The following is a 24,668-nucleotide window of genomic DNA, read 5'->3' on the forward strand; positions in this document are numbered from 1 at the left end:
GGTGAGTTGGACCTTGAGGCGTTGGCTGGTGCGTTGAATGACGTGGTGGCGCGGCACGAGAGCCTGCGTACGGTCTTCGCGGAGGACGATCAGGGACCCCACCAGATCGTGCTGGACCCGGCCGGTGTCAGCGTGTCTCCGCGGACGGTCCGGACCACCGAGGACCGGCTGCCCGCCGAGCTGGACGAGGCCGTCAGCCATGTATTCGACCTGGCCACGGACATTCCCCTGCACGTGACGGTGTTCGAGCTGGCCGAGGACAGCCATGTGCTGCTTCTGCTCGTGCACCACATCGCCGGTGACGGGTGGTCGCTCCCGATCATCGCGCGTGACCTGAGCGTCGCGTACCTCGCGCGCAGCGGCGGCACGGCTCCGGACTGGGCGCCGCTGCCGGTGCAGTACGCGGACTACAGCCTGTGGCAGCGGGACGTGCTGGGGTCGGAGGACGACGCCGGCAGTGCGATCGCCGCGCAACTCGACTTCTGGCGCGAGGCGTTGGCGGACGTACCGGACGAGCTGTCCCTTCCCTGGGACCGGCCGAGGCCGGCGACCCCGACCCACCGTGGTGACCAGATCACCGTGGAGATCCCGGCGTCGGTGCACGAGCCCCTCGCCGGGCTCGCCAGGGAGTGCCGGGCGAGCGTGTTCATGGTGGTGCAGGCGGCGGTGGCGGTGCTGCTGTCGAAGCTGGGTGCGGGTACGGATGTGCCGCTCGGTACGCCGGTGGCGGGCCGTACGGACGACGCCGTCGAGGAGCTGGTCGGGTTCTTCGTGAACACGCTGGTGTTGCGGACGGACGTATCGGGCGACCCGACGTTCCGGGAGACCGTGGGCCGGGTGCGTGAAGGCGCGCTCGCCGCGTACGCGCACCAGGACGTGCCGTTCGAGCGGCTGGTGGAGGTTCTCAACCCGACGCGTTCCCTGGCCCGGCACCCGCTGTTCCAGGTGATGCTCTCCTTCAACAACATCGACGACCGCGCCGCTCTCGACGCCGTCGGCCGGCTGCCCGGACTCACCGTCCGGGGGGAGAACTCTGCCCTGGGCATCTCCAAGTTCGACCTGCTCTTCGGCTTCTACGAGCGGGTGGACGGCGAAGGCCGGCCCTCCGGGCTCAACCTCACGGTGGAGTTCGCCACCGACCTGTTCGACCGCCGGACCGTTCAGCTCGTCGCCGACCGGCTGATCCGCGTCCTCGACGCCGTCGTGGCCGATCCCGGCACGCCGCTCAGCCGTATCGACGTCCTCGGAGCGGACGAACGGCGGCGGGTACTCGACGAGTGGCACGGCACCGTCCGCGACCTGCCGGGCACGTCGGTTCCCGCGCTCTTCGGCGCGCAGGCGGCGCGTACGCCCGGCGTCACGGCCGTGGAGTACGACGGGGCCGGCCTCACCTACGCCGAACTCGACGCGGAGTCCAACCGGCTGGCCCGCCACCTCACCGGCCTCGGCGCCGGACCCGAGAGCTTCGTCGCCGTCGCGCTGCCGCGCTCGGCCACCCAGGCCGTCGCGCTGCTCGCCGTCCTCAAGGCGGGCGCCGCCTACCTGCCGGTCGACCCCGAGTACCCGGACGAGCGCATCCGCTTCATGCTGGAGGACGCCGCGCCGGCGCTCGTGCTGACCAGCGGCGAACTGGCCGAGCGGCTTCCCGGCGGGCACCGCTGTGTGGTGGCCGACGGCGCGGACCCGGCCTGGGCCGCCCTCGACGCGTCCCCCCTGGACACTCCGCCGGTCCGGCCGGAACACCCCGCGTACGTGATCTACACCTCCGGTTCGACAGGGCGGCCCAAGGGCATCGTGATGCCCGGCGGCGCGCTGCTGAACCTGCTCACCTGGCATCACGAGGCCGTGCCCGGCGAGGCGGGGCGGCGCGTCGCCCAGTTCACCGCGCCCAGCTTCGACGTGTCCGTACAGGAGATGCTGTCGGCGCTCCTGGCGGGCAAGACGCTGATGGTCTGCCCCGAGCACGTACGCCGCGACCCGCACGCCCTGGCCACCTGGCTGGAGGACTCCCGCGTCGCCGAGCTGTACGCGCCGCAGACCGTCCTGGACGCCCTGTACGCGGCCGCCGTCGAGCAGGGCACCGCGCTGGCCGGACTGACCGATGTGGCGCAGGCCGGCGAGGCCCTGGTGCCGACCGGCGCGATGCGCGACCTGTTCGCCCGCGGCGGCGCGCCGCGGCGGCTGCACAACCACTACGGGCCGGCGGAGACCCACGTCGTCACCGCCGCCACCCTGCCGCAGGACCCGGCCGACTGGCCCGTGGCCCCCGCGGTGGGCCGGCCCATCGCCAACACCCGCGCCTATGTGCTCGACGAGGCGCTGAACCCCGTCGCGCCGGGCGTGGCGGGCGAGCTGTACCTCGCCGGCGCGTGCCTCGCCAGGGGCTACCTGAACCGGCCGGGGCTGACCGCCGAGCGTTTCGTCGCCGACCCGTTCACCCCGGGCGGACGCCTGTACCGCACCGGTGACGTGGCCCGCTGGAACGGCGCGGGGGAGCTGGAGTACCTCGGCCGCGCCGACGCGCAGTTCAAGGTGCGCGGCGTCCGCATCGAGCCGGGCGAGATCGAAGCGGCCCTGACCGGCCACGACAGCGTCGCGCAGGCCGCCGTGCTGGTGCGCGGGGACCAGCCGGGCAACCGGCGCCTGGTCGGCTACGTGGTCCCGGCCGCCGGCGCGGTGGACACCGACGAGCTGCTCGGCCACCTCGGCGGGCTGCTGCCGGACCACCTGGTTCCGGCCGTGCTCGTGCCCGTCGACGCCCTGCCGCTGACCCCCAACGGCAAGCTGGACCACCGTGCCCTGCCGGTGCCCGGTACGGACGGCCCGGCGGCGCGTGCGCCGCGCACGGCGCGGGAGCGGCAGCTGTGTGCCCTCTTCGCCGAACTGCTGGGCCTGCCCGCCGGTGAGGAAGTGGGCATCGACGCCGGCTTCTTCGCCCTCGGCGGCCACTCGCTGCTGGCCGCCCGGCTGGTCAACCGGATACGGACCCAGCTCGGCGTGGACCTTGAGGTGCGTACGGTGTTCGAGGCGCCGACGGTGGCCGGGATCGCCGCCCGGCTGGACGCCGCGGCGCCCGCCAGAAGGGGCGTCACCGCGATGGTGCCCCGCCCGGACCGCGTACCGCTCTCCTACGCCCAGCAGCGCCTGTGGTTCCTCGACCGCTTCTCCGGGCCCAGCCCGACCTACAACATCCCCGTCGCGCTGCGGCTGTCCGGCACGCTCGACGTGCCGGCGCTGGAGGCGGCCCTCGCCGACGTGGTGGCCCGCCACGAGATCCTGCGTACGGTCTTCACCGAGGACGCCGAAGGCCCCCGCCAGGTGCTGCTCGCGGAGAGCGCGCCCCGGCTCGCGGTGGTGCCCGTCGACGGGGCCGCGCTCGACGCGGAACTGGACCGGGCCGTACGGCACGGCTTCGACCTCGCGGGGGAACCGCCGCTGCGCGTCACCCTGTTCCGGTCGGCCCCCGACGAGCACGCCCTGCTCGTCCTCGTCCACCACATCGCCGGCGACGGCTGGTCCATGCCGCGCATGATGCGCGACCTGGTCACCGCGTACGTCGCGCGCACCGCGGGACGTGCCCCCGAGTGGGAGCCGCTGCCCGTGCAGTACGCGGACTACAGCCTCTGGCAGCGGGAGGTCCTCGGCTCCGAGGACGACCCCGGCAGCGAGATATCGCAGCAGCTCGCCTTCTGGAAGTCGGCCCTGGACGGCCTGCCGGAGGAGCTGCCGCTCCCCGTGGACAGGCCGCGGCCGTCCGAGGCGTCCTACCGGGGCGGCACCGTGCCGTTCGAGCTGCCCGCCGACACCCACGCGAAGCTGCGGGCCGTGGCCGGCGCGTGCGGCGCGAGCGTGTTCATGGTGGTGCAGGCGGCCGTGGCCACCCTGCTGTCCAAGCTGGGTGCGGGCAGCGACATCCCCCTCGGCACCCCGGTGGCCGGGCGCGGCGACGACGCCGTGGACGACGTCGTCGGCCTCTTCGTCAACACGCTGGTGCTGCGCACCGACACCTCGGGCACCCCCGTGTTCCGCGACCTCGTGGACCGGGTGCGCCAGGCGGACCTGGCCGCCTTCGGCAACCAGGACGTGCCGTTCGAGCGGCTGGTGGAGGTGCTCAACCCGGCGCGTTCGCTCGCCCGGCACCCGCTCTTCCAGGTGATGCTGTCGTTCGACAACAACGACACGCAGGAGATCACCGCGGCCGCCTCGGCACTCGACGGCCTCCGGGTGACCACGCCGCGCGTCGGCACCGGGATCGCCAAGTTCGACCTGCTCTTCGGCTTCACCGAGCGGGTGGGCGCCGACGGCGGGCCCGCCGGGCTGCGGGGCGGCGTGGAGTTCAGCGCCGACCTGTTCGACCGCTCGACCGCCGAGTCCCTGGCGCGGTGGCTGTCCCGGCTGCTCACGGAGATCGCCGACGACCCGGACCGTTCCATCGACCGGTACGACGTCCTGGGCGCGGACGAGCGCCGGCGCGTGCTGGCCGGCTGGAACGACACCGCGCTGACGGTACCGGCCGGCTCGGTGATCGACCGGTTCGAGGCGCAGGCCGCGCGGACGCCGGACGCCACCGCCGTCACGTTCCGGGACACCGGTCTCAGCTACGCCGAACTCGATGCCGCCGCCGACCGGTTGGCCCGGCGGCTGCACGCCCGCGGCGCGGCACCCGAACGGCTCGTCGCCCTTCTGCTGCCGCGCTCGGCCGAACTGGTCGTCGCCATGCTCGCCGTACTGAAGACCGGCGCGGGCTACCTGCCCGTCGACCCGGAGTACCCGGCCGACCGGATCGGCATGGTCTTCGAGGACGCCGGTCCCGTCCTGGCGGTCACCACGGACGGCCTGGCCGCGCGCCTGCCCGCCGGCTGCCCGTGGACGACGCCCGAAGCGGACGCCGGCGAGGCCCCTGCCGGGGCCCTGCCGGCCCGCCGGTGGCCGGAGCGGGTCGCCTACACCATCTTCACCTCCGGCTCGACCGGCCGCCCCAAGGGCGTGGCCGTACCCGACAGCGCGCTGGCGAACTTCCTCGCCACCATGGAGGAACGCTTCCCGCTCGGTCCGGGGGACCGGCTGCTCGCGGTGACCACGGTCGGCTTCGACATCGCCGGTCTCGAACTGTTCCTCCCCCTGCTGCGCGGGGCCGCCGTGGTGCTCGCGGCACCCGACGACGTACGCGACGCGGCCGCGCTGGCCGGCCTCCTGCGGTCCTCCGGTGCCACGCACATGCAGGCGACCCCGAGCCTGTGGCAGGCGGTCCTCGACGAACGGCCCGACCTGTCCGGCGTCCGGGTGCTCGTCGGCGGCGAGGCCCTGCCGGGCGAGGCCGCCCGGCGGCTGGTCGCCGGGGCGCGGTCCGTGACGAACCTGTACGGCCCGACCGAGACGACCATCTGGTCGACCGCCGCCGAACTCGCCGCCGACGCGCCCGTGCTGATCGGCGGACCCATCGGCAACACCCAGGTGTACGTGCTCGACGAGCGGCTGAACCCGGTGCCGCCCGGCGTGCCGGGCGACCTGTACATCGCGGGTGACGGACTCGCGCGCGGCTACCTCGGCCGCCACGACCTGACCGCCGAACGCTTCGTGGCCTGCCCGCACGGGCCGCCCGGCACCCGCATGTACCGCACCGGCGACCTCGTCCGGTGGACTCCGGACGGCGCCCTGTCCTACATCGGGCGCACCGACCAGCAGGTCAAGGTGCGCGGCTTCCGGATCGAGATCGGCGAGATCGAGTCGGCGCTGCTCGCCCACCCGGACGTGGAGCGCTGCGCCGTCGCCGTACGGGAGGACCGGCCCGGCGACAAGCGGATCGTCGCCTACCTCGTCGGGCAGCCGGCCCAGGCCGCCGTCCGCGAGCACCTGGCGGCCCGGCTGCCGGACTACATGGTGCCGTCCGCCTTCGTCCGGCTCGACGAACTGCCGTACACCCCGAACGGCAAGGTGGACCGCGGTGCGCTGCCCGCGCCCGGCCCCGAGGCGCCGCGGGCCCGCCGGCTCCCGCGCGACGAACGCGAAGGGCTCCTGTGCACGCTCTTCGCCGACGTCCTCGGGCTCGACGACATCGGCATCGACGACGGGTTCTTCGAGCTGGGCGGGCACTCGCTGCTGGCCACCCGTCTGGTCAGCCGCGTCCGCTCCGCCCTCGACGTGGAGATCCCGGTACGCCAGCTGTTCGAGACGCCGACCGTCGCCGGCTTCGCCGCGGCGCTGGCCTCGCACGCCGGCCGGGCCGCCAGGCCGCGCGTCACGGCCGCCGTACCCAGGCCGCGGCGGGTGCCGCTGTCGTTCGCGCAGCGGCGCCTGTGGTTCATCGACCGCCTGCACGGGCCCAGCGCCGCGTACAACCTCCCGCTGGCCCTGCGGCTCACCGGGCCGCTCGACCTGGACGCCCTGCGCTCGGCCCTCGGCGACGTCGTCGCGCGGCACGAGAGCGTGCGCACCGTGATCGGCGACGACGCCGACGGTCCCTTCCAGGTCGTCCTGGACGCCGCCGAGTGGCCGGCCGTCACCGCGGTGCCCGTGCCGGAGGACGAACTCGCCGCCCGGCTCGGCGAGGCCGCCCGCCACCGGTTCAACCTGGCCACCGACCCGCCCCTGCACATCGAGCTCTTCCGGGTCGGCGACGAGCACGTACTGCTCCTGCTCGTCCACCACATCGCCGGCGACGCCTGGTCGATGCCCCTGCTGACGGACGACCTCGTCGCGGCGTACGCGGCCCGCGCCGCGGGCGACGCGCCCGGCTGGGAGCCGCTGCCGGTCCAGTACGGCGACTACAGCCTCTGGCAGCGGGACGCCCTCGGCTCCGAGGACGACCCCGGCAGCGAACTCTCCCGCCAGCTCGCCCACTGGAAGGACACCCTGGCGGACCTCCCGGACGAACTCGACCTGCCGCTCGACCGGCCGCGCCCCGCGGTCTCCGACGGCCGGGGAAACCTCGTGACCTTCGAGGTCTCCGCCGCCCTGCACCGGCGGCTGCTCGCCCTGGCCCGCGACGCCGGGGTCAGCCCCTTCATGGTCGTCCAGGCCGCGGTGGCCACCCTGCTGGGCAAGCTGGGGGCCGGCACCGACATCCCGCTGGGCAGCACCATCGCCGGACGCACGGACGACGCGCTCGAAAGCATCGTCGGCATCTTCGTCAACACGCTGGTGCTGCGCACCGACATCTCGGGCAACCCCACGTTCCGCGAACTGGTGGAACGGGTCCGGCGGACCGACCTGGCCGCGTACGAGCACCAGGACGTGCCCTTCGAGCGGCTCGTGGACGCGCTCGCCCCGGAACGCTCGCTCGCCCGGCACCCGCTCTTCCAGGTGATGCTCAACTACAACAACACCGCCGACCACCGGGCGAGCGGCTCCGTACCGAACACGGGGCTCACGCTGCGCCGGGAGGAGGTGCACACCGGCTCCGCCAAGTTCGACCTGCTCTTCGGCTTCACCGAGCTGCGGCGTACCGGCACGGACGCCGCCGGCATCGGCGGAATGATCGAGTACAGCACCGACCTGTTCGACGCCGGGACCGTCCGGTCCATGGTGGAGCGGCTGCTGCGGGTCCTCGAAGCCGTGGCGGCCGACCCCACCCGCAGGCTCGGCGAGCTGGACGTCCTCGACCCAGCGGAGCGCGAGCGCCTGCTCGTCGGCTGGAACGGGACCGACGGGGCGCGGACCCCGCGGTGCCTGCCGGACCGCTTCGAACAGCAGGCGGCGCGCACACCGGACGCCACCGCGGTCGTCTTCGAGGACACCGCGTACAGCTACGCCGAACTCAACACCCGGGCCAACCGGCTCGCGCGGCGCCTGCGCGCCCGCGGCTTCGGCCCCGAGCAGTTCGCCGCGATCGCGCTGCCCCGCTCCGCGGAGACGGTCGTCGCCATCCTCGGCGTGCTCAAGGCCGGCGGCGCGTACGTCCCCATCGACGCGGACTACCCGGCCGAGCGCATCACGTTCATGCTCGACGACGCGTCTCCTGCGGTCGTGCTCAGCTCCGCGGAACAGGCGGAGCGGCTGCCCGCGCACGGCGTCCCGCTGCTCCTCGTGGACGAGGCCGGCGACACCGCCGGCCCGGCGGACGACGGCGACCTCACCGACGCCGAGCGGACATGCGCCCTGCGCCCCGAGCACCCCGCGTACGTCATCTACACCTCCGGGTCCACCGGCCGGCCCAAGGGCGTCGTGGTCACCCACGACAACGTCGACCGGCTCTTCACCACCACCGAGCCGCAGTTCGGCTTCGGCCACGACGACGTCTGGACCCTGTTCCACTCCTTCGCCTTCGACTTCTCGGTGTGGGAGCTGTGGGGGCCGCTGCTGCACGGCGGGAAGCTGGTCGTCGTCAGCCACGAGGTGAGCCGTTCGCCCGCCGACTTCCTGGAACTGCTGGCCCGGGAGAAGGTGACGGTCCTCAACCAGACCCCGTCCGCCTTCTACCAGCTCATGCAGGCCGACCGGGAAGCCCCGGACGTGGGCCGCTCCCTGGCCCTGCGGTACGTCGTCTTCGGCGGCGAGGCGCTCGACCTGAACCGTCTCGACGACTGGTACGCACGCCACGCGGACGACGCGCCGCGGCTCGTCAACATGTACGGCATCACCGAGACGACCGTGCACGTCAGCTTCCTCGCCCTGGACCGGGAGACCGCCGCGACGCAGTCCCGCAGCCTGATCGGCCTGGGCCTGCCGGACCTGCGGGTCTACCTGCTCGACGAGCACCTGCAACCGGTGCCCGCCGGCGTGCGGGGCGAGCTGTACGTGGCGGGCCCAGGCCTGGCCCGCGGCTACCTCCAGCGCGCCGGGCTCACCGCCGAGCGGTTCGTGGCCTGCCCGTTCCACGGGCACGGCGCGCGGATGTACCGGACCGGCGACGTCGGACGCCGCCGCGCCGACGGCACCCTGTCCTACGTCGGCCGCGCCGACGAACAGGTGAAGGTGCGCGGCTTCCGCATCGAACTCGGCGAGATCGAATCCGCCCTGGCCCGCACCCCGGGCGTCGTCCAGAGCGCCGTGCTCGTCCGCGAGGACCAGCCGGGGCACCGGCGCCTGGTGGCCTACGTGGTGCCGGAGGAGCCGGCGTCGGCCGACCTGGCGGCGGTCCGCAAGCACCTCGGGGAGAGCCTGCCCGACTACATGGTGCCGTCGGCCGTGGTCCCGCTCGCCGAGCTGCCGCTGACCACCAACGGCAAGCTGGACCGCAAGGCGCTGCCCGCTCCTGAACAGCGCGTCACGGCGGGCACGACCCGGCCGCGCAACCAGCGCGAAGAAGTCCTGTGCGGGCTCTTCGCCGAGGTGCTCGGTCTCCCCGAGGTCGGCGTGGACGACGGGTTCTTCGAACTCGGTGGCGACAGCATCCTGTCGATCCAACTGGTCGGCAAGGCCCGCCGCGCGGGGCTGACCCTGGCCGTACGCGACATCTTCGAGTACCGCACGGCCGCCGCGCTCGCCGCGGTGAGCACGTCCGGCGACCACGACGCGGCACCGGAGGACACCGGCGGTGCCGGCACCCTGCCGGCCACCCCGATCCTGCGGTGGCTGCTCGAAAAGGGCGGGCCGACCGACGAGTTCAACCAGTCCATGGCGGTGACGACACCGGTGGGCGCCACCACGGAGGCCCTCGCCACGGCGCTCCAGGCCGTCGTCGACCACCACGACGCCCTGCGGCTGCGCCGGACGGACGGCACCTCCTTCGAGGTGACAGGGCCCGGCTCCGTGGCCGCCCGTGACCTGCTCACCCGCGTCGACGTCTCGGCGACGGCCGAAGCGGACCTGCCGACGGTGATGGCCGGACACGGCACGACGGCACGCCGGGAACTGTCCCCGGAAGCGGGCCGCATGCTGCGCGCGGTCTGGTTCGACCGGGGCGCCGGCCGCGCCGGAGCGCTGCTGCTGGTGCTGCACCACATGGTGGTGGACGGGGTGTCCTGGCGGATCCTGCTGCCCGACCTCGCGCAGGCGTGGCAGCGGACCGCCGACGGGCGGGAAGCGGACCTGGAGCCGGTCGGCACGTCGCTGCGGCACTGGGCGACGCGCCTGTCCGAGGCCGCGCACGAACCCGCACGCGCCGCCGAGCTGCCGCTGTGGATCGACATGGTGCACAAGCCGGGCCCGCTCCTCGGCGAACGGCCGCTGGACCCCGCGCTGGACACCTACGGCACGGCCGAGCGGACGTCGCTGACGCTGCCGCCCGAGGTCACCGAGGCGGTCCTGACGCGGGTGCCCACGGCCTTCCACGCGGGCGTCAACGACGTGCTGCTCGCCGCCTTCGCGGTGGCGGCGCACGGCTGGCGCGGCATCGGCGACGGAGCGCTGATCGACCTTGAGGGCCACGGCCGGGAGGAGACCGTCGTACCGGGCGCCGACCTGTCCCGTACCGTCGGGTGGTTCACCAGCATCTACCCGGTACGGCTCGCACCGGGGGCCTTCGACCGGGCCGAGGCGCTGGAAGGCGGCCCGGCAGCCGGCGAGGTGCTGAAGCGGATCAAGGAACAGCTGCGTGCGGTCCCCGACAACGGCATGGGCTACGGGCTCCTGCGCCACCTCAACCAGGAGACGCGGCAGACCCTGGCGGCCTTCGCCGCGCCGCAGATCGGGTTCAACTACCTCGGCCGGTTCGGCGGCGGGTTCGCCGCGGGGGACGGCGAGGCCGCGGACTTCGGCCTGGTGCCCGGTGGCGTCGGCCTCGCCGGTACGGACCCGCGCACCCCCCTGGCCCACGTCGTCGAGGTCAACGCCCGGACCGTCGTGGGGCCCGAGGGACCCCGCCTGGTCGCCGAGTGGACCTGGGCGGGGGACCTGCTGCCGGCCGACGCCGTACAGGAGCTGGCCGACGGGTGGTTCCGGGCGCTGGAAGGAATGGCACGGCACGCGGACCACGCGGACGCCGGCGGCTTCACCCCGTCCGACGTCGCACTGACCGAGCTGGACCAGACAGAGATCGATCTGCTGGAAGCTGACTGGGAGACGGACGAGTGAGCAGGAATTCACGCAAGATCGAGGACATTCTGCCTCTGGCCCCGCTCCAGGAAGGGCTGCTGTTCCACACGCTCTACGAGGAGGCCGGCCCCGACACCTACGTCATCCAGCGGTCGCTGGACGTGGACGGGGCGCTGGACACGGCCGCACTGAAGGCCGCCGCGCAGGCGCTGCTGACCAGGCACCCCAGCCTGCGCGTGGCCTTCCGCCACCAGGGCCTCAGCCGCCCGGTGCAGCTCGTCCCCCGCGAGGTCCGGCTGCCCTGGCACGAGACGGACCTGAGCGGTCTCGGCCCGGCGGAGCGGACGGCCGAGGCGGACCGCATCGCGGCCGAGGACGCCGCGCGGCGCTTCGACATGGCCAAGCCGCCGCTGATCCGGTTCACCCTGCTCAAACTGGGCGACGAGCTGCACCGGCTGGTGCTGACCATGCACCACATCCTGATCGACGGCTGGTCGCTGCCCCTCGTGATGCGCGACCTCATGGCCCTGTACGCGAGCCAGGGCGACCCGCACGGGCTGCCTCCCGTACGGCCGTACAAGGACTACCTCGCCTGGCTCGGCGCGCAGGACCAGGACCGCACCCGCCAGGTGTGGCGGGAAGCCCTGGCCGGGCTGGAACAGCCGACCCTGCTGGGCGCCGGCGCCGGACCGTACGCGGGCGGGCAGGGCCGGCTCGAATTCGGCCTCGACGCCGTGCTGTGCGACCGCCTCGCGGAGACCGCCAAGAAGGCCGGGGTCACCCTCAACACCGTGCTGCAGGGCGCCTGGGCCCAGGTGCTCGCCCGCCTGACCGGCACGCACGACGTGGTGTTCGGCGTGACCGTCTCCGGACGCCCGCCGGAGCTGCCCGGCGTCGAGGGCATGGTGGGACTCTTCATCAACACCGTGCCGCTGCGCGTACGGCTGCGCCCCGGCGAGTCCCTGCACGCCCTGCTCACCCGCGTCCAGGCCGAGCAGGCGCGGCTGCTGGACCACCAGTACCTGAGCCTGGCCGTCATCCAGAGCCAGGCCGGGCTGGGGGAGCTGTTCGACACCGCGCTCGTGTACGAGAACTACCCGACCGCCAGGGCCGGGCAGGACGCCGGGGCCGCCGAGGGCTCCGGCGACGCCGCCAGGATCACCGGCGCGACGGCCCGCGAGGGGACGCACTACGCGCTCACCCTCGTCGCCGCCCCCCGGGACGGCATCGGCTGCAAGCTCGGCTACCGGACCGACCTGTTCGGCCCGGAGCAGGCGCAGGCCGTCGCGGACCAGTTCCTGCGGGCCCTGCGGGCCCTGGCCGACGAGCCCGAACGCCCGGTGGGCGCCTTCGACGGCCTGGCGCCCGCCGGCGTGCGCGCGCTGCTGGCGGCCGGTGAAGGCGAGGTGCGCCCGGTGCCCGCCGGCTCCGTGCCCGGACTCGTCGCCTCCTACGCCGACGCCCACCCCGAGGCGGTGGCCGTACGGTGGTCGCGGCCGGACGGCGGCGGGACGGCCGCCTACACCTACCGCGAACTGCACGAGCGGGCCGCCGCCGTGGCCCGCGGGCTGCGGCGGCACGGCGTCGTCCGGGACGACCGGGTGGCGCTGCTGATGGAACGCTCGCCCGACGTCGTGGTCGCGGTCCTGGGCATCCTCATGGCGGGCGCGGCCTACGTACCGCTGCACGACTCCAGCCCGGAGGACCGCATGCGGCACGCCGTGGCCGAGGCCGGCGCCGCCGTCGTGCTCACGGACCGGTCCCGCGTGGACCGCGCCGGACGGCTGGGCGTACCGGCGCTCTTCGCCGCCGAACTGGACGGACCGGCGACGGACTTCGAGCCCGTGCTGCCCGACCAGGTGGCGTACGTGATGTACACCTCCGGCTCGACGGGCACGCCGAAGGGCGTGGCGATCACCCACCGCGGCATCGTGGACTTCGCGGCCGACGCGCGGTGGGCGACCGGCGCCCAGCGGCGGGTGCTGATGCATGCGCCGCTGGCGTTCGACGCGTCGACGTACGAGCTGTGGGTGCCGCTGCTGTCGGGCGGCTGCGTGGTGGTCGCGCCGCCCGGTGACATGGACGTCTCCGTGCTCGCGCGGACCGTCGCCGAGCACGAGGTGACGGGCCTCCTGCTGTCGGTGGGGCTGCTCGGGCTGGTCGCGGACGAGGCGCCGGAGACGCTGCGCGGGGTGCGCGAGGTGTGGTCCGGCGGCGACGTGGTGCCGGCCGGGGCGGTGCGGCGGCTCTTGGAGCACTGCGAGGGCCTCGCCGTGGTGGACGCGTACGGGCCGACGGAGGTCACGACCATCGCGTTGGCGTACCGCGTGCCGTCGGCCGACGCGGTGCCGGTGACGGTGCCGGTCGGGCGACCGTTGGACAACATGCGGGTGTACGTGCTGGACGGGATGCTGCGCCCGGTGCCGGTGGGTGTGGCCGGTGAGCTGTACGTCGCGGGCGCCGGGCTGGCGCGCGGGTATTGGGCGCGTGCGGGGCTGACGGCGGAGCGGTTCGTGCCGTGTCCGTTCGGGTCTCCGGGGGAGCGGATGTACCGCACCGGGGACGTGGTGCGGCGCCGGGCCGACGGTGAGACGGAGTTCCTCGGCCGCGCCGACGGCCAGGTGAAGGTACGCGGCTTCCGCATCGAACTCGGCGAGGTCGAGGCCGCCCTGTCCGCCTGCCCCGGCGTCGCCCGGTGCACCGCCGCCGTCCGCGAGGACCGGCCCGGCGACAAGCGCATCGTGGCCTACGTGGTCCCGGCCGCGCCGGGCACCGCCCCCGGCCCCGCCGCGCTGCGCACCCGCCTCGCGGCATCCCTGCCGGACTACATGGTGCCGTCGGCGTTCGTGGAGCTGGACGGGCTGCCGCTGACCCCCAACGGCAAAATCGACCGCAAGGCCCTGCCCGCGCCGGAGGGCGCCACCTCGGCGGGCCGCAGGCCGCGCACCCCGCGCGAGGAGATCCTGTGCGGGCTGTTCGCCGACGTGCTGGGCGTCGCCGAAGCCGGCATCGACGACGACTTCTTCCAGCTCGGCGGCCACTCGCTGCTCGCCATCCGGCTGGTGAGCCGGGTGCGGTCGGTACTCGGCCGGGACATCGCCGTACGGACGCTGTTCGAGACCCGGACGGTGGCCGCCCTCGACGCCGCCCTCGACGGCGCCCGGGCAGCGCGCGCCGGTGTCACGCCCGCCGTGCCCAGGCCGGACCGGATCCCGCTGTCGTTCGCGCAGCGGCGGCTGTGGTTCCTGGACAAGCTGGAAGGGCCGAGCCCGACGTACCACGTCCCGGCGGCGCTGCGGCTCACCGGCGGCGTGGACCACGACGCCCTCCGGCTCGCGCTCCGGGACGTGTCGGCCCGGCACGAGAGCCTGCGGACCGTGTTCCGCGAGCCCGACGAGGGGTCCGGCGAACCACATCAGGTGGTGCTCGAACCGGACGCGGCCGCACCGGCCGTACGCACGGCGCAGGTGTCCGAGCCCGAACTGCCCGGACGCCTCGGCGAAGCGGCCCGCCTCCCGTTCGACCTCACGGCCGAACCCCCGCTGCGCGTCCACCTTTTCGAACTCGACGAGGACGAGTGCGTCCTGCTCGTCCTGGTGCACCACATCGCGTGCGACGCCTGGTCGATGCCGATCCTGATGCGCGAACTGACCACCGCGTACGAAGCACGCCGCGCCGGCGCCGCACCGGCGTGGCCGCCACTGCCGGCGCAGTACGCCGATTACAGCCTGTGGCAGCGGGACGTGCTCGGCTCCGAGGACGACCCGGACAGCGTGATCTCGCGCCAACTGGCCCTCTGGAAGCAAGAGTTGGCGGACCTGCCCGAGGAGCTGCCGCTCCCGGCGGACCACCGGCGCCCGGCCGTCGCCTCGCACCGGGGCGGCAACGTGCCGTTCGAGATCCCGCCGGAGCTGCACCGTGGACTCGCCGCGCTGGCGCGCGAATGCAACGCCAGCGTCTTCATGGTGGTGCAGGCCGCGGTCGCGGCGCTGCTGACGCGGCTGGGCGCGGGCACGGACGTGCCGCTGGGCACGCCCGTCGCGGGCCGTACGGACGAGGCGGTCGAGGGCCTGGTGGGGTTCTTCGTCAACACCCTGGTACTGCGTACCGACACCTCGGGCGCCCCGACGTTCCAGGAGCTGGTGGCCCGCGTCAGGGAGAACACGCTGGCCGCGTACGCGCACCAGGACGTGCCGTTCGAACGCCTGGTCGAGGTACTCAACCCCGGCCGCTCCCTCGCCCGGCACCCGCTGTTCCAGGTCATGCTCACGTTCAACACGGTGGACATCGGCGAACGGACCGACGACACCACCGGGCTGGTGGCGAGCGCGAACCAGAACGCCGTGCTCGGCATCGCCAAGTTCGACCTGCTGTTCGCATTCCAAGAGGAGCGGGCCGGCGGCCGGGAACAGGCGCTGCGCGGCACGCTGGAATTCAGCACCGACCTCTTCGAGCGGGACACCGCCCAGGCGATCACCGAGCGGCTGCTGCGGGTACTGGCCGCCGCCGTCGCCGACGCCCGGCTGCCGCTCCCCGAGCTGCCCGTCCTGACGCAGGCGGAGCGGGACCGCGTGCTGACCGGCTGGAACGACACCGCGCACGAACCCGCCGAGCGGCTCTCGCCCGCCGGGCTCTTCGAACGGCAGGCCGCCCGCACCCCCGGCGTCCCGGCGGTCGAGTGCGACGGCATCGCGCTCTCGTACGCGGACGTCAACACCCGGGCGAACCGGCTGGCCCGGCACCTGGCGGCGCTGGGCGCCGGACCGGAACGCCTGGTCGCGGTCGCCCTGCCCCGCTCGCCGGAACTGGTCGTGGCGCTCCTCGCCGTACTGAAGGCGGGCGCGGCCTACCTCCCCGTCGACCCGGCGCACCCCGACGACCGGATCGCCCACATGCTGGAGGAGGCCGGGCCCGCCGCGGTGATCACCAGCCGCGGACTGGCCGCACGGCTGGCGCCGGGACCGGCCACCCCGGTGGTCCTGGCCGAGGACGCGGACCGCGCCCTGAGCGGTCTGCCGGGCACGGACCTGACCGCGGCGGAGCGCCCCGCGTACGCGCCCGAGCACCCCGCGTACGTCGTCTTCACCTCCGGATCGACCGGGCGGCCGAAGGGCGTGGTCATGCCGGCGGGCCCGCTGGTGAACCTGCTGGCCTGGCACGAGCGCACGGCCCCCGCGCCGGCCGGCGCCCGCGTCGCCCAGTTCACCGCGATCGGCTTCGACGTCTCCCTCCAGGAACTGCTGTCCGCCCTGACCTCCGGCAGGACGCTGGTGGTCTGCCCCGAGGCGGTACGCGCCGACCCGGCCGCCATGGTGCAGTGGCTGCACCGGCACGAGGTGAACGAACTGTTCGCCCCCAACCTGGTGATCGACGCCCTCTGCCAGGCGGCGACGGAACAGGGGGCGGAGCTGCCGGCGCTGCGGGAGGTCGCCCAGGCCGGTGAGGCGCTGGTGCCGACGGCGGCCATGCGGTCGTTCTTCGCCAGGCCGGGCCGGCGGCTGCGCAACCACTACGGCCCCAGCGAATCCCACGTGGTCACGGCCGGCTCCCTGGCCGAGGACCCCGGCGAGTGGCCGGCGGCACCCCCGATCGGCGCACCGATCGACAACAGCCGCTGCTACGTGCTCGACGAGCGGCTGCGCCCCGTGCCGCCCGGCGTGCGAGGCGACCTGTACCTGGCGGGCCGCACCCTGGCCCGCGGCTACCTGCGCCGCCCGGGACTCACCGCGGAACGCTTCGTACCGTCCCCCTTCGGTGCGGCGGGCGAGCGGATGTACCGCACCGGGGACGTCGCCCGCTGGACGCCGGACGGCGAGCTGGAGTACCAGGGGCGCGCCGACCGGCAGGTCAAGATACGGGGCTTTCGCATCGAGCCCGGCGAGATCGAGACCGCGCTGGCGGGGCATCCGGCCGTGGCGAGCGCCGCGGTCCTGGTGCGCGAGGACTCCCCGGGCATCAAGAGGCTGGTCGCGTACGTGGTCCCGGCGGACGGCACCGGACTCGACGTCCCCCCGGTGCGCGAGCACCTCGCCCGCTCGCTGCCGGACTACATGGTCCCGACGGGCTTCGTCGTCCTGGACCGGCTGCCGCTGACCGCGCACGGCAAGCTGGACTGGCGCGCGCTGCCCGCACCCGAGGCCGAGGCGCGGGGGCGGGCGGCCCGCGACGAGCGGGAAGCCGTGATGTGCCGGCTGTTCGCCGAAACGCTCGGGCTGGAAGAGGTGAGCATCGACGACAGCTTCTTCGAACTGGGCGGTCACTCGCTGCTGGCCACCCGGCTGCTCGCCCGCATCCGCGCCGAGCTGGGCACGGAACTCACCGTCCGGCAGCTCTTCGAGACGCCCACGGTGGCGGGCCTCGCCGCGAGCCCGCAGGCGGCCGGCGGCGGGCGGTCCTCGCTCGACGTACTGATCCCCCTGCGGTCCACGGGCACCCGGCCGCCGCTCTTCTGCGTCCACCCCGGCGGCGGCCTGAGCTGGTGCTACTCCCGGCTGCTCCCCTTCGTCCCGGCCGACGTCCCGGTCTACGGCATCCAGGCCCGCGGCCTGGACGGCGAGGCGCCGTTCGCGGCGTCGGTGGCCGCGATGGCCGAGGACTACGCGGCGCAACTGCGCACGGTGCAGCCCACCGGCCCCTACCGGGTCCTGGGCTGGTCCTTCGGCGGGCTGGTCGCGCACGCGGTCGTGGCCACGCTGGAGCGGCAGGGCGAGGAGGTCGAGCTGCTCTGCCTGCTCGACACGTACCCGCCGAACCCGAAGCTGCACGGCGTGGAACCCGACGAGACCGAGATCGTGGCCAACAACCTCCGGGCCGTCGGATTCGCCTTCGATTTCGACGAACTGGCGGCGGACCAGGACGCGGTACTGCGACGTTATCGCGAGTACCTGATCGAGGCCGGGAAGACCGATATACGGATGGACGAGCAGGAATTCCTGCGCGTCCGGGATATGTACGTGAACAACATTCGCCTGATGCGCGGCCACCGGCCCGACCGGATACGCGCCGAGGTGCTCTTCGTCGCCGCCCTCCGGATCGGCGCGGAAATGCGGGCGAGCCTGACCGAGGAGGAGCTGGCGGGCCTGCTGAACGTGACCGCCTGGAAACCTCATGTGGACGGCGAAATCATGGTCGACGAGGTCGACTGCGAACACGGTGAGATGATGACCAGGCCGGACGTGGTCGAGAGTATAGGAAATTCACTAGCCCGCGCGTTGTAAAGTTCGCATGCGAAAGCAGACGGGACAAGGAGATCGACGATGAGTACCAATCCGTTCGAGGACCCCGAAGGCACCTACCTCGTACTGGTCAACGACGAGGGCCAGCATTCCCTGTGGCCGTCCTTCGCGGAGGTGCCGGCGGGCTGGACCGTCGCCCTGAAGGAGACCGACCGGCAGTCGGCCCTCGACTACGTCAACGAGAACTGGACCGACATGCGCCCCAAGAGCCTCGTGGCGGCCATGGAGGGCTGATCGCCGGCCCTTTTCCCCGGCAGCGCACGAAAGAGCGGCCCGCCACCGGCGGGCCGCTCTTTCGTGCGCCCGCGGCCCGGTCCCGCCGAAAGTGGGTGCCGGGGGTGGCGGACGTCCCAACGAAAGTGGGTGCCGACAAGGGCCGTTGGTGCGCTGCGCCGGGGGGAGTGCCGTTCATAGGCTTCCGGTGAAACGAGCGAGGGCCTCGAAAGGGCCCGGCCCGGAACCTCCGGTCCGGCTGCCCGCCCCTCAGCCGTCCTCGACCACTGGAACCACTGGGAGTCCGTGTTGTCCGCTCTGACCCTCGCATCCGCGACCGAACCCGAGTTGGGCGGTCTGGCCGGTAAGCTAGTCGACCTGATGGAGAGCCTGGGCGGACCGGGAGCCGGCTTCGCCATCTTCGCGGAGAACCTCTTCCCGCCGCTGCCGAGCGAGCTGTTCCTGCCGCTGGCCGGCTTCACCGCCAGCCAGGGCAAGATGGGCATCGCCGAGGCGCTGCTGTGGACCACGGCGGGCTCGGTCGTGGGCGCTCTCGTGCTGTACTTCCTCGGCGCGCTGATCGGCCGGGACCGCCTCCGCAGGATCATCGCGAAGATCCCGCTGATGAAGGTGTCCGACTACGACAAGACGGAGGCGTGGTTCGCCAAGCACGGCACCAAGGCCGTCTTCTTCGGCCGGGTACTGCCGATCTTCCGAAGTCTGATCTCGGTGCCCGCCGGCGTCGTCCGGATGCCGCTGCTCACCTTCACGCTGCTGACGGCCCTGGGAAGCGCGATCTGGAACACCGTCCTGGTCATGGCCGGCTACGGCCTCGGCAACCAGTGGCACCGGGTCGAGCAGTACGCCGGGATCATGGAGAAGGTCGTCATCGTGGCCGTCGGCCTCGCCATCGTCCTGTTCGTGGTGGTGCGCGTCTCCCGCCTGCGCAAGGACAGCCGTCGCGGCAGCCATGCGCGCTGAGCCGTCGCGGGAAGGGTGAGGGAAGCATCATGATCACACTCCGGCGCCTCACGAAGCGGTACGGCGACAAGAAGGTCGTCGACAACCTGTCCTTCGACGTCATACCGGGCAAGGTGACCGGCTTCCTGGGCCCCAACGGCGCGGGCAAGTCCACCTCGATGCGCGCCGTCCTCGGTCTCGACCGGCCCACCTCGGGCCAGGCGCTGATCGGCGGCAAGCACTACGCGGAGCTCAAGCACCCGCTCCGCGTGGTGGGGGCGCTCCTCGACGCCAAGGCGACGCATCCGGCCAGGACCGCGCGCAAGCACCTGCTCGCCATGGCGCGCAGCAACGGGATCTCCAAGCGCCGGGTGGACGAGGTGCTGGAGACGGTCGGCATGACGTCGGCCGCCGACAAGCGGATGGGCAACTTCTCCCTCGGCATGGGCCAGCGCCTGGGCATCGCGGGGGCGCTCCTCGGGCGGCCGGAGATCCTGCTCTTCGACGAGCCGGTGAACGGACTCGACCCCGACGGGGTGCGCTGGATCCGTGAGCTGATGCGCTCGCTCGCGGACGAGGGCCGCACGGTCTTCGTCTCCAGCCACCTGATGAGCGAGATGCAGATGACCGCCGACCACCTGGTGGTGATCGCCCGCGGCAAGCTGGTGATGGACGCGCCGATGGAAGAGGTGATCAAGAGCGGTTCGTTCGGCGTGGTCACGGCCCGCATCCCCGACCCGCAGCAGCTGCGGATGCTCGGCGAGGTGCTGGCCGGCCAGTGGATCGACGTCCGCCAGACCGCCGCCGACGAACTGACGCTGTACCGCACCACGGTGGAGCACGTCGGCGACATCGCCCACCACATCGGCGTACGCCTGCACGGCCTGGCCGCCCCGGAGCCCTCCTTGGAAGACGTGTTCATGAACATGACCGCCGACGGCGTCGAGTACGGCGCGCCGAGCCCCCAGGCCGCCGCCCCGACGCGGACGGGGGCCAGGCGATGAGCACGATGGAACTGCGCCCGCGTGAACGCCACCACCGGGGCGGCGGGTTCCCCGGCGCCGTGGCGGCGGAGTGGACGAAGCTGTGGTCGCTGCGCTCCACCTGGGTCATCCTGGCCGCGGCGGTGTCGATGGAAGGCGGCTACGTCTTCTTCCAGGCCCTGTCGGTCAAGTCGCAGCACATCAGCGGCAGGCCGGACGCCGCGACCTCGTCCGCACCGGAGTCGGCGGTGGACGCCGTCGTCGTCTCGCAGCTCGCCATCATCGCGCTGGCCGTCCTGGTCATCGCCGGCGAGTACGCGAGCGGCAGCATGCGGACGACCCTCCAGTGGATCCCGGTCCGTACCCGCATGCTCCTGGCGAAGTGCGCGGTGGTCGCGCCGGTGCTGTTCGCGACGGGCGCGCTGATGGGGCTGGTGGGCGTCGTGCTCGCCGACCGGATCCTGGGCCAGTACGGCACGCCGTACACCACGGGGAGCGCCTTACGGGCGATCCTGGGCATGGGCGCGGTACTCGCCCTCTGCGGCGTGCTCACCATCGGCTTCGGTGCGGTCCTCCGCAGCGTCGCGGGCACCCTCACGGTCTCCTTCGTCCTGCTGCTGGCCCTGCCGATGCTCCTCCAGATGAGCAAGATGGCAGGGGTGGAGCAGGCGGTGGACTTCATGCCGAGTATGGCGGGACTGCGCTTCATGCTGAGCGAAGAGGTGTACTACCCGCCGACCCTGGGGCTGTTCATCGTGGCCGCGTGGGCCGTGGCGGCGCTGATCGCCGCGCACGTCGCCCTCCGGCGGCGCGACGCCTGACGCCCGGCCGCCCCACCCCCAGAACGCGTACCGTCAAGGCGACCCCCGCGCCTTGGCGGTACGCCGCTTGGCCCGCCCGGTTCGCGCCCTCAAGGGCCGGACCCGGCGGGCCTCGGGGCTTCTCCGGACCGCAGGGTCCGTCCGGGCCTCAGGGCTCCTCGGGGGCGAGACCGGCCTCGTGCCCGATGATCGCCGCCTGCACCCGGTTCCTGACCCCCAGCCGGTTCAGGATGGTGCTGATGTAGCTCTTCACCGTGCCTTCGGCCAGGTGCATCCGCCGGGCCAGCTCGGCGTTGGACAGCCCCGCCGCGAGCAGGCCGAGCAGCTCGCGCTCCCTGATGGTCAGGTCCTCCACCAGCCTGCGGGCCGTCGCCTCGCGGCTCATCCGGCTCGCGCCGAGCCCGGCGATCACCCGCCGCGCCACCCGCGGGGACAGATACGCCGCCCCCTCCGCCACCGCCCTGACCCCGTCGATCAGTTCGCGCGGGTCGGCCGCCTTGAGCATGAAGCCGAGGGCCCCGTCGTGGAGCGCGCTGGCGATGTAGTCGTCCTCCAGGAACGTCGTCAGCACGATCACCGCGGTCTCGGGCGCGACCTCGCGGATCCTGGAAATGGCGTTGAGACCCGACAGGTTGGGCATCTGCACGTCCAGCAGCAGGACGTCCGGACGGTACTGCCGGGTCACCTCGATGGCCTGGATCCCGTCCTCGGCCTCGGCGACCACTTCGACGTCCGCCGCCGACGTGAGGATCGCCCGCACTCCGGCACGGACCAGACCCTCGTCATCGGCCAGGACGACCCGAACCACCATCAGCAGCTCCCGCTTTGGTTCCGATCCCTGACGTGCTGATCCTAGAGGGTGCCGCGGGGTCGCGCCGACCCGTCGCCGGCCGTGCGGGGCGGGGAACACCAGCGATTCTTCTAGTCTTCGCCGCCATACGTGCCGCCCCCCTTTCTCCCGGTGGATGCTGGGCGTCGGGAAAGCGACCAGCTGTGAATGGAGTTCCAGGGTGAGCGACCTTCGTAAATGGCAACCGCGCGACATCACCCCGCAGGAGACGGGCACCGCACCGACCGCGGAGGGGCTGATCGACTACATCCGGGGCAACGCGGAGTTCGACCGGCTGCTGACCGAGTCGAAGGCCATCGTGTTCCGCGGCTTCCACGTCACCGAGGAGAGCGTCGAATCGGTGATGGAACTGCTGCTGCCGAAACGGCTCGCGTACGTACACGGAAACTCGCCGAGAACCAAAGTGGGCAAGAACGTGTACACCTCGACCGAGTACCCGCCCGAGTACACCATCTCCATGCACAACGAGATGTCCTACTCCTCTTCGTGGCCGACCCGGCTGATGTTCTTCTGCGCCAAGGCCCCCGAGACCGGCGGGGCCACCCCCGTCGTCGACGGCAGGCTGTGGCTGGAGTCCCTCGACCCCGAGATCCGCGAGGCGTTCCGCGGCGGCGTCCGGTACACGCAGAACCTGCACGGCGGCAGGGGCCTCGGCAAGTCCTGGCAGGACACCTTCGAGACCGACGACAAGGACGAGGTCGAGCGGTTCCTGCGGGGCGCCGAGGCCGAGTGGGAATGGCTGCCCGGCGACACCCTGCGCATCCGGCAGCAGCGCAGGTCCACGATCACCCACCCGGAGACCGGCGACGAGGTCTGGTTCAACCAGTCCGACCAGTGGCACCCCGCCGCGCTCGACGACGAGACCGCCGCCGAGCTGGCGCAGCTGATGCCGGAGGACGAACTGCCGCAGTCGGTGACCCTTGCCGACGGCACCCCCATCCCGGGCGAGTGGGCCATACAGGTGCGCGATCGCGGGCTGGAGAACGCGGTGGACGTCGACTGGCACGAGGGCGACGTCATGCTCATCGACAACCTGCTCGTCGGCCACGGGCGCCGGCCGTTCACCGGCCCGCGCCGCATCCTCGTCGCCATGTCCTGAACCGTGGGCGGCTCAGGGGGAGAAGGCGTTCTTCGTCGCCAGCCGCCCGTTCACGAAGCAGAGCCGGTACACGTCGGCGGGCGTGAAGATGTCGGGCGTGGAACGGTAGTACCGGCACACCGCGCCGGCGGGCGGCCGGGACTCCGACACACTCCTCGCGCCCTGCTGGTACTCCTCCCGCGGCAGGAGCGTCTGCTCCAGGAGCGTCTGCGACTGGCCCACGCTGATGCGCTCGAACTCGGCCGGCCGCAGCACCGAGTTGAGCAGCTGGTAGACGATGGTGGCGGTCAGCGTCACCGCGATGGCGACGCCCGTCGTCAGCGCCCCGATGGTGAGGAACAGGCCGTAGCGCGTACGCCGCTGCGCCTGGTGCAGCTTGCGCTCCGGGTTCACGGGCGCCCCCAGGAAGTCCGGACTGGCCGAGATGGCGGCTCCCGCCTTGTGCGGGAGCCGCGCGACCACCTCGAACCCGCCGTCGTCCAGCGGCCCGGCCCGCAGCGTGCCGCCCACCAGCCGCACCCGCTCGTCGAGGCCGACCAGCCCCAGCCCGCCGCGCACGGGGTGCCGCGGCGGCCCGTCCGGCGGTGCCTGGTTCGCCACGCGTACGGTGGTCTCGCCCGTCCCGTGCAGCACCTCGACGGTGACGGGGCTGCCCGGGGCGTGCTTCCCCGCGTTGGTCAGCGATTCGAGCACCACCCGCCGGGCCGCCAGGTCCGTCAGGGTCGACAGCTCGGCCGTACCCACCCGGCGCAATCCCGTGACCATGCCCGACGCGCGGGCGCCGTCGACCAGTTCGGGGATGCTCTTGCCCAGGGGCTTGGTCGCCGCGGGCTCCGCGTCCTCGCGCAGCGTGCCGATCGTCTCGCGCAGGCTCTCCGTGGCCTGCGTCGCGGACTCACGCAGCTGGGCGACCGAACCACGGTGGTGCGGGGCGAGATCCGGCTGCACCTCCAGGGCGCCGGCCTGCAAGGAGATCAGGGTCAGCTGGTGCCCGAGGGAGTCGTGCATGTCCTGCGCGATGCGCGCCCGCTCCCGCATGCGGGCCTTGTCGGCGAGCAGGTGCTGTTCGCGCTCCAGCTGGAGCGCCCGGTCCCAGCCGCTCACCACCAGCTCGTTCTGGAGCCGGAAGTACCGGCCCACCATCCAGGGGAAGACCATGACCAGCGGCAGCGCGCACACCGCCGTGAACCAGCTCCACGCCGCGGCCCGCAGGACCAGGTTCAGTACCGACCCCGACACCAGGATCGCGGTGAAGGTGAGCAGCGCCGTACGCGGCGAGGCCATCCGGCGGCCGGCCAGGTAGCTCATGACCAGCAGCGTCACGGAGAACCAGACGTTGAGCATGATCAGCACCGCGGCGATGAACATCGCCAGGGCGGGGAACCGGCGACTGCTGAACACCGCCGCGCCGATCAGCGCCAGCATGCCGGCCAGCTCCCACCAGAACGACGGGGCGCTGCGCCGGTCCAGCACCAAAGGCACGACCGACGGAATGAGAATCACCCACAGTGCCAGGTCGCTGAGGACGAGGCGGGGGTTTAAGGAAACGTCTTTCGGCGCCGCGGGCCGGATACGCCGGCGCAGGAGTGTCAT

The 24,668-nt window shown here is 73.0% G+C and carries 9 protein-coding genes; 7 read left to right on the forward strand and 2 right to left on the reverse strand.

The window, feature by feature from the left end:
- Window positions 1–6 precede the first annotated feature (6 nt).
- The 6 genes from ACH4K4_RS29430 to ACH4K4_RS29455 all read left to right on the forward strand — a co-directional run bounded on the left by ACH4K4_RS29430 (window position 7) and on the right by ACH4K4_RS29455 (window position 21,126).
- Window positions 7–10,953, forward strand: coding sequence for an amino acid adenylation domain-containing protein (locus ACH4K4_RS29430; RefSeq protein ID WP_398171511.1), 10,947 nt, complete (start codon window positions 7–9; stop codon window positions 10,951–10,953).
- Entirely contained in the window at window positions 10,950–18,131 is a 7,182-nt protein-coding gene (locus ACH4K4_RS29435; RefSeq protein ID WP_398171512.1) for an amino acid adenylation domain-containing protein, read from the forward strand. Before ACH4K4_RS29430 ends, ACH4K4_RS29435 begins: the two co-directional genes overlap by 4 nt.
- A gap of 39 nt (window positions 18,132–18,170) precedes the next feature.
- Complete coding sequence (locus ACH4K4_RS29440; protein ID WP_360139608.1) at window positions 18,171–18,383, forward strand: MbtH family protein; 213 nt, start codon at window positions 18,171–18,173, stop codon at window positions 18,381–18,383.
- Between the two features lie 297 nt (window positions 18,384–18,680).
- Window positions 18,681–19,343, forward strand: coding sequence for a DedA family protein (locus ACH4K4_RS29445; protein WP_398171619.1), 663 nt, complete (start codon window positions 18,681–18,683; stop codon window positions 19,341–19,343).
- A 29-nt stretch (window positions 19,344–19,372) separates the two neighbouring features.
- A complete protein-coding gene (locus ACH4K4_RS29450) occupies window positions 19,373–20,326 on the forward strand; it encodes an ABC transporter ATP-binding protein (RefSeq protein WP_398171513.1) in 954 nt (317 codons plus the stop codon).
- Entirely contained in the window at window positions 20,323–21,126 is an 804-nt protein-coding gene (locus tag ACH4K4_RS29455) for an ABC transporter (protein WP_398171514.1), read from the forward strand. The genes ACH4K4_RS29450 and ACH4K4_RS29455 overlap by 4 nt, the downstream gene beginning before the upstream one ends.
- Before the next feature lie 148 nt (window positions 21,127–21,274).
- Here ACH4K4_RS29455 and ACH4K4_RS29460 read toward each other — a convergent pair whose 3' ends face one another.
- The gene (locus ACH4K4_RS29460; protein ID WP_398171515.1) at window positions 21,275–21,937 is read right to left on the reverse strand and encodes a response regulator; all 663 of its coding nucleotides are present in this window, start codon (window positions 21,935–21,937) and stop codon (window positions 21,275–21,277) included.
- 199 nt (window positions 21,938–22,136) lie between these two features.
- Between ACH4K4_RS29460 and ACH4K4_RS29465 the strand changes: the two genes are divergently transcribed.
- Window positions 22,137–23,075 (forward strand): TauD/TfdA family dioxygenase, encoded by a 939-nt coding sequence (locus ACH4K4_RS29465; protein ID WP_398171516.1) that lies wholly within the window; start codon window positions 22,137–22,139, stop codon window positions 23,073–23,075.
- 12 nt (window positions 23,076–23,087) lie between these two features.
- Here ACH4K4_RS29465 and ACH4K4_RS29470 read toward each other — a convergent pair whose 3' ends face one another.
- Window positions 23,088–24,668: a histidine kinase gene (locus ACH4K4_RS29470; RefSeq protein ID WP_398171620.1), complete on the reverse strand. Its 1,581-nt coding sequence runs from the start codon at window positions 24,666–24,668 to the stop codon at window positions 23,088–23,090.

This window comes from Streptomyces sp. NPDC017529, assembly GCF_044329785.1.
GTDB lineage: Bacteria > Actinomycetota > Actinomycetes > Streptomycetales > Streptomycetaceae > Streptomyces.

What these genes read in the sequence shown, in the direction of transcription:
- ACH4K4_RS29440 (WP_360139608.1), top strand. Translation starts at nt 18,171, where the DNA reads ATGAGTACCAATCCGTTCGAGGACCCCGAAGGCACCTACCTCGTACTG.
- ACH4K4_RS29450 (WP_398171513.1), top strand. Translation starts at nt 19,373, where the DNA reads ATGATCACACTCCGGCGCCTCACGAAGCGGTACGGCGACAAGAAGGTC.
- ACH4K4_RS29455 (WP_398171514.1), top strand. Translation starts at nt 20,323, where the DNA reads ATGAGCACGATGGAACTGCGCCCGCGTGAACGCCACCACCGGGGCGGC.
- ACH4K4_RS29460 (WP_398171515.1), bottom strand. Translation starts at nt 21,937, where the DNA reads ATGGTGGTTCGGGTCGTCCTGGCCGATGACGAGGGTCTGGTCCGTGCC.
- ACH4K4_RS29470 (WP_398171620.1), bottom strand. Translation starts at nt 24,668, where the DNA reads ATGACACTCCTGCGCCGGCGTATCCGGCCCGCGGCGCCGAAAGACGTT.